Origin of the sequence: Microcoleus sp. (assembly GCF_049646505.1) — a bacterium.
Taxonomy (GTDB): Bacteria; Cyanobacteriota; Cyanobacteriia; order Cyanobacteriales; family Microcoleaceae; genus Microcoleus.
Genome location: NZ_JBARVX010000299.1, coordinates 1 through 6,396, shown reverse-complemented (window position 1 = coordinate 6,396; position 6,396 = coordinate 1). Strand labels below are relative to the sequence as shown.

At 43.7% G+C, this 6,396-nt stretch carries 7 protein-coding genes; 2 read left to right on the top strand and 5 right to left on the bottom strand.

Going from position 1 to position 6,396, the window contains the following annotated elements:
* A partial coding sequence (locus tag WBA89_RS15745) for a BrnA antitoxin family protein (protein ID WP_424407991.1) occupies positions 1-305 on the top strand: 305 nt, incomplete at its 5' end.
* Here the strand turns inward: WBA89_RS15745 and WBA89_RS15740 are convergent.
* A complete protein-coding gene (locus tag WBA89_RS15740) occupies positions 299-499 on the bottom strand; it encodes a hypothetical protein (RefSeq protein WP_424407989.1) in 201 nt (66 codons plus the stop codon). The genes WBA89_RS15745 and WBA89_RS15740 overlap by 7 nt on opposite strands.
* A gap of 116 nt (positions 500-615) precedes the next feature.
* On the opposite strand from WBA89_RS15740, the gene WBA89_RS15735 reads away from it, so the two are divergent.
* A complete protein-coding gene (locus WBA89_RS15735; protein ID WP_424407987.1) occupies positions 616-786 on the top strand; it encodes a transposase family protein in 171 nt (56 codons plus the stop codon).
* Between the two features lie 232 nt (positions 787-1,018).
* On the opposite strand, the gene WBA89_RS15730 is transcribed toward WBA89_RS15735, so the two are convergent.
* From WBA89_RS15730 to WBA89_RS15715, 4 genes are all read right to left on the bottom strand, one after another.
* On the bottom strand, positions 1,019-2,116 hold the full coding sequence (locus WBA89_RS15730; RefSeq protein WP_424407985.1) for a protein-glutamate methylesterase/protein-glutamine glutaminase: 1,098 nt from the start codon (positions 2,114-2,116) through the stop codon (positions 1,019-1,021).
* Position 2,117: 1 nt separating this feature from the next.
* A complete protein-coding gene (locus WBA89_RS15725; RefSeq protein WP_424407983.1) occupies positions 2,118-3,158 on the bottom strand; it encodes a hypothetical protein in 1,041 nt (346 codons plus the stop codon).
* 158 nt (positions 3,159-3,316) lie between these two features.
* Entirely contained in the window at positions 3,317-5,635 is a 2,319-nt protein-coding gene (locus WBA89_RS15720) for a methyl-accepting chemotaxis protein (protein ID WP_424407981.1), read from the bottom strand.
* Between the two features lie 141 nt (positions 5,636-5,776).
* Positions 5,777-6,396: chemotaxis protein CheX (locus WBA89_RS15715; RefSeq protein WP_424407979.1), on the bottom strand; the 620-nt coding region annotated here is incomplete at its 5' end.

Genomic DNA, 6,396 nt, shown 5'->3' with positions numbered 1-6,396 from the left:
CATCATCTCTGCAAGAAAAGCCACTCGTCAAGAAAAAAATACCTACTATGACTATCTCGCCCAAACGACTTGAAGAATTAGAAAATATTCCAGAATCTGCGATCGATACCTCTGATATTCCTGAGTTAGATGCGATTTTCTGGGAAAAAGCACAACTCGTAACACCACTGACAAAACAAGCTATTTCTTTAAGAGTCGATAGCGATGTATTAGATTGGTTTAAAAACCAAGGAAAAGGCTATCAATCTCTGATGAATGCTGTGCTGCGCTCTTATGTTGCACATCACGTAAAAAGCAGTCAATAAAAGTGCGATCGCCCTTTTCTTCCCGAAGTGCGCCCTTTTCTTCCTGAAGTGCGATCGCCCATCTTTGCTTGAGCCTCAAATGGATTAATCAGTGTGAGTTCAGCAATCCACCGAAAATTCCCTATATTTCTAGTCGCTAAACTTCTGCCATATACCAAAGCTGTTGCCGCAATAATAGCATCCCCTAGTGTCATTCTCCTCATCTGTCGCAACAGCACTGCTTTTACTATTTTAATGAAAACGGGAAAGTTTGGTATGACTGGGAAAAAAGCATTGTTCAAAGGTTTTGGGCATCAGCAAAGCTGTGGTAATGGATGTCACAGAAACAGCTATCGATCGCCAAAAAACACATAAAAAAGACTACTCGTGCAATAAAAAATACCACACCCTAAAAATGCAAGCGGTGATTGATCGAGAAACCGGCACAAATGATTTGCCTAAATTTTGGATTGGGGCATTCCCACGATTTCAGCTTGTTTAAAAAAAGCAATGTTCATTTCCATCCTGAGACTGATAGTTTACAAGATAAGCTGTCGCGCAAATAAACATTGTATATTCCGGGCGGGCGGGAAACCCCACTCATTGTTTGTTTTTACATATAATTTGAATGCCGCAACAGCTTAGCTCTCAGATCGAAAATTTAAAGCCTTTAATTGTAACATAGATTTTTTTTGCAAGAGGTCTAATAACTAATAACTACTAACTAATAACTACTAACTAATAACTCGATCGATAATTTCGCGTGCCATGTCTTGCAAGGATACCACTCGATCGGCAAAACCAGAATTAGCAACACTTCCCGGCATCCCCCAGACTACGCTGCTGAGCTCATCTTGAACAATAATCTTGCCCCCAGCCTGCCGGATATTCTGACAACCCTGCAGCCCGTCTTGCCCCATTCCCGTCAGCACCACACCCAAAACCCCAGCACCATAAATCTTAGCAGTCGATCGAAACAGCACATCAACCGCAGGGCGACAAGAGTTTTCCCGCGCCTCCTGATTCGTGCGAATTCGCGCTCCAAAACCCTGTTTTTCCAGCACCATGTGATAATCCCCCGGCGCTATCCAAGCAACTCCGGGTTCGACAATACTTCCCGTCACAGCTTCCTCCACTCTAATCTTGCACTTAGAGGAGAGTCGATCGGCCAAACGCTTCGTAAAAACCGGCGGCATATGCTGCACAATTACAATTGGTACAGGGAAATTAGCCGGCAAAGCCTGCAAAATAGTTTCCAAAGCATTTGGCCCTCCCGTCGAAGCCCCAACCGCCAAAATTTCGACTTTAGATTTAATATTTGCCGCTGAAATAGACGAAATAGAACGCGATTCAAATAGCGATTTTTTACTAGCAACCTTTGCCTTTTCCGCCACGGAAATATTAGCCAAATTATGCTTATTACCGCCACTGCAAAAAGCCTTAATTTTCGGAATTAATTGCTCGCGGACGTTCTCTAGTGCCGCCTCCTTGCTCTTCATATTGTGAGGCTTGGTAACGTAATCCGTAGCACCCAGCGCCAGAGCATTCAGAGTAGCAACAGCGCCCAACTCCGTCAGCGCGCTAAACATAATTACTGGAATGTCTCCGTCCAGTTTTCGGATTGCCGCCAGCGTCTCCAAACCGTCCATTTCCGGCATTTCCACATCCAGCACAATCAAATCTGGATTCACCTGAGAAATCTTAGCCAAACCAATTTTACCGTTGGGTGCAGTACCCACAACTTCCAGTGCTGCATCGCCGTCAAGTACATTGCTCAACAATCGGCGCACCACTACCGAATCATCAACTATTAAAATTTTAATTTTAGGCATTTTATTCAGCTCTAAATAACATATCCAGCAGCAAGCGAGCTTGGAAAAATAAAATTAAATCGCCTTCGACACCAATATCGATAATTTTAAAATGAGACCTAAACAGTAGAATTGTTGACCTCATATTAAAATTTACAGCGCTAAAAATTTTGTCCGCCGAACCTTCTATATAGTTGGGAACTACATAACCTAGATTGTATTTTAATGTATTGCTAAACGTGCCGACTATACCGCTAATAGCTAAATTGCCAATTTCCCCCATGATGTCGGCTTTATCTTGCTTGAATTCCTCGCTGGCGACATCGCCGCCGCCGTTGAGAGCTAAGACAATAGCATCGGCAGCCTCGCCAGAAAACAACATTTGAGCCGAACCTGATAAATTACCGTTAAAATCGAGCTGCGCTACAGCTACTAAGTTTTTTCCCAAGGTTTTAATCAGGTTTTCTTGCAAAAATATTGGCGATATCGCTTCGACTGATGGCATTTCATATTCTACCTTGCAGGCGATCGTTTCGCTCATCTGAGAAACTGCTGTGCCGATGGCTTTGTTGACAACATCCTGTAATTTGTTGTGTTTTCCTGTTTGGCTGCTGCCTAAGTTGAAATCCCGAAATTGACTGCGACAATCAATTGTACTGCCACCGTTTGGGTAGACACTCATTGCCAGGGTTCGCTGCAATTCTAATTGATTGTTGGTTTTTTTGAGAGTTGCGAATATTCCTGCCAGCGACAAATACTGAATCATATTTTTTGCTAAGTCGTCGCTGAGAATTATCGTGGGTATTTGTAACAACTGCAAGAATTGGATAATCCCTAAATAATTGTGTTCTATGGCTGCAAAATTTAGGATTGCAGCTTTGGGATGGTGGCACTCAGCGATATCTAAGCAATTGTATAAATCCGTAGTTGTGGCAAATACATATTCGTCTGCTGTTAGAATTTGGCGCAATGTCTGATTTTCTGAATCGGAAAAGCCACCAATTAGAATTAATGAAATTGGTTTTGAGTAGGTTTTCATTTTAGGAAATTGGTCATTAGTCATTGGTCATTAGTCATTGGTCATTGGTCATTGGTCATTGGTTATTGGTTATTAGTTATTGGTTACTTGCTACGAATTTCCAATTTTCCATAACAAATAACAAATAACAAATAACAACTAACAACTAACAACTAACTAATGACTGCTGACTGCTGACAAAATCAATACTTAAACTGATTGACAAGTCCTTGCAATTGGGTTGCAGTTTTTGACAGTTCGATCGCCGAATTTTGAGTATTGCTGGCGCTGGCGGCGGTACTTCCGGCTGCATCGGCGACGCTGGTAATATTGCGGGCAATTTCCTCAGAACCGATCGCCAATTGGTGCACGTTGCGCGCAATTTCGGTAGTTGTAGCCGTTTGTTCTTCAACTGCACTGGCGATCGTCGTTTGAAAATCGCTGATTTGATTGATAATAGAAGTAATTTGGGCGATCGCCAGCACGGAACTTTTAGTATCAGCTTGAATAGCCTCCACCTTCTTGCTGATATCCTCAGTCGCCGCCGCCGTTTGTTTCGCCAACTCCTTCACCTCATTCGCCACCACCGCAAAACCCTTGCCCGCTTCTCCAGCCCGCGCCGCCTCAATTGTAGCATTCAGAGCCAGCAAATTAGTTTGTTGGGCGATCGAAGTAATCACCTTGACAACATTACCAATTTCGGCACTGCTAACACCGAGTTTAGTAATAGTTTCATTCGTAGTTTCTGCCATTGTCACCGCCGAATTAGCAACCGTCGCAGCCTCCGAAGCATTCTTAGCAATTTCCTTAATACTAACATTCATTTCCTCAATTCCCGTAGCTACCGATTGAGTATTGCTATTAACTAAATCAGCCGCCGCAGATACAGTTCCCGCTTGAGCCGAAGTTTCTTCAGCCGCAGCCCCCATACTTTGGCTTTCGATAATCAATTCCTCCGAAGCACTGCTAACTGCGATCGCCACTTGCGAAATCTGCTGTACCTGACTCGTCAAATTAGCCGCCATTACATTAACATTATCCGTCAAATCTTTCCAAGTACCGCTGATATCAGGTACTGTCGCCTGTCCTCCCAACTGTCCGGAAACAACCTCTTTTGCCAGCCCAGTAACTTCATCTGCAAAAGTATTAAGCTGGTCAACCATCGTATTCAGCGTATCTTTCAGTTCCAGAACTTCTCCTTTAACTTCAACAGTAATTTTCTTAGACAAATCTCCCTGAGCCACAGCCGTAGAAACTTCCGCAATATTGCGAACTTGTTCCGTAAGATTGGCCGCCATAATATTCACATTGCCAGCCAAACTCAGCCAAATACCCGACAAACCTTCAACTGTTGCTTGCCCCCCCAATTTACCTTCAACCCCAACTTCTCTAGCAACTCGCGTCACTTCTAAAGCAAACTCATTTAGCTGAACAGTCATTTCATTAATCGTATTCTTCAGTTCCAGAATTTCCCCTTCAGCTTCCACAGTAATTTTCTCAGACAAATCTCCCCTAGCTACCGCCGTAGTAACTTCAGCAATATTGCGTACCTGACTGGTAAGATTGCTGGCCATTAAATTAACATTTTGTGTTAAATCTTTCCAGACACCAGCCACTCCGTGCACCTGTGCTTGACCGCCGAGCTTGCCCTCAGTTCCCACCTCTTTTGCTACCCGCGTCACCTCCTTTGCAAAATCGTTGAGACTGTCAACCATTTGATTGAGAGTATCTTTCAGTTGCAAAATTTCCCCTTCCGCTTCAACTGTAATTTTTTCGTTCAAATCGCCGACGCTAATTGCAGTTGCAACCTTAGTAATATTCCGCACTTGATTGGTAAGATTTGCCGCCATCAAGTTAACGCTTTCGGTAAGTTCTTTCCAAATACCCGATAGCCCTTCTACCTGCGCTTGCGTTCCCAATTTGCCTTCGCTGCCAACTTCGCGGGCGACGCGAGTTACCTCTAAGGAAAAACCATTTAATTGGTCTACCATTTTGTTGAGAGTAGTTCCAATACGGCGGAACAATCCTTTGATCGGTTTGCCTTCAAATTCTAAGCTAAATTTATCCGATAAATCGCCTTTAGCTACAGCGTGCAGCACTCTGGCGATGTCTATTGTCGGGGTAATTAAGCTGTTGAGTGTCGCATTCACCGCCTCGCTACTGCTAACCCAAGTACCTTTAAACTCTTGAATTTCTATTGATTTGGGTACTCTTCCTTCTTCGGCAACTGCTTGACTGACGCGCTCTATCTCGTCAGCAAATCTTTCATTAACACTCACCATTTCATTGAATACTTTAGCAATGTCACCCAAGCCGTTGTCTGCGGGCAAACGAACGCTAAAATCGCCATCTCTGACTGCTGCTAGAGCCATAATCAGTTGCTGCCGGTACTGGTTGTTGACAATCTCTGCTGGCGGCTGGTTTGCCTCGGTTTGTGCAAGTTTTGTCTCTACCGCATCCATGTTGGCAGGCGAGTTTGTTTCGGGAGATTCTGAGCCTTTTGATTGATTTTGTGTATCCATATTTTAGATAGTTTTATACAATTGATCGGGAAGGGCGATCGGACTTTGTAGCAGATACTCTGCACTTGCAGTCCGAAACCCCGTTTGTTTTTACAGTCGGCGACGCAAAAAATCCGGTTTCTCTGAGTAATATTTGCGATATTAAGAGACTGCGGCGATCGCCTTCAGCAGCATCTGAAAGGAACCTACATCAAAAAACAGCATAATATCTCCTTGAATTTGCAATTCTTCAATACTAAAGTGAGTCGGAGCTAACAGCACGCTGCCACTATCCACAGACTCTTCTTTTAACAGTAATGCCTCTATCTTTTCCTCTGCATAATATGGAACTGCATAGTCTAACGGTTGGTCTAAAATGTTCCCAATCGAACCCATGATACCGTTAATAACCATATTCCCTACCTCGCTGAGGGTACTAATTTTGAGAGAATCAAGGTCTGGGCTGCCTTTTTCTTCGCCAGTGAGAACAGAGACTAACTTCACCGCACTGTCGGTAGGAAAAAGTAGTTGGGCGCTGCCGCTAAATGAGCCGCTGAAGCCTAGTTGCACAGCGGAAAGAGGCTCTATACCGAAGCGTTTTTTTAATTCGCTTCGCAAATCCTTCGCGGATAAAAGCTCAATATCAGGAATCTGTAACTGGATGGGAAATTGAATCATTTCGTTCAACATTCCAGCGGCACTGCCCACGCCAATATTGATTAACTCCTTCAAAGCATCTATTTCATCTGCTGTTAGCTCCACTCTGATATCTCCTATTTGCT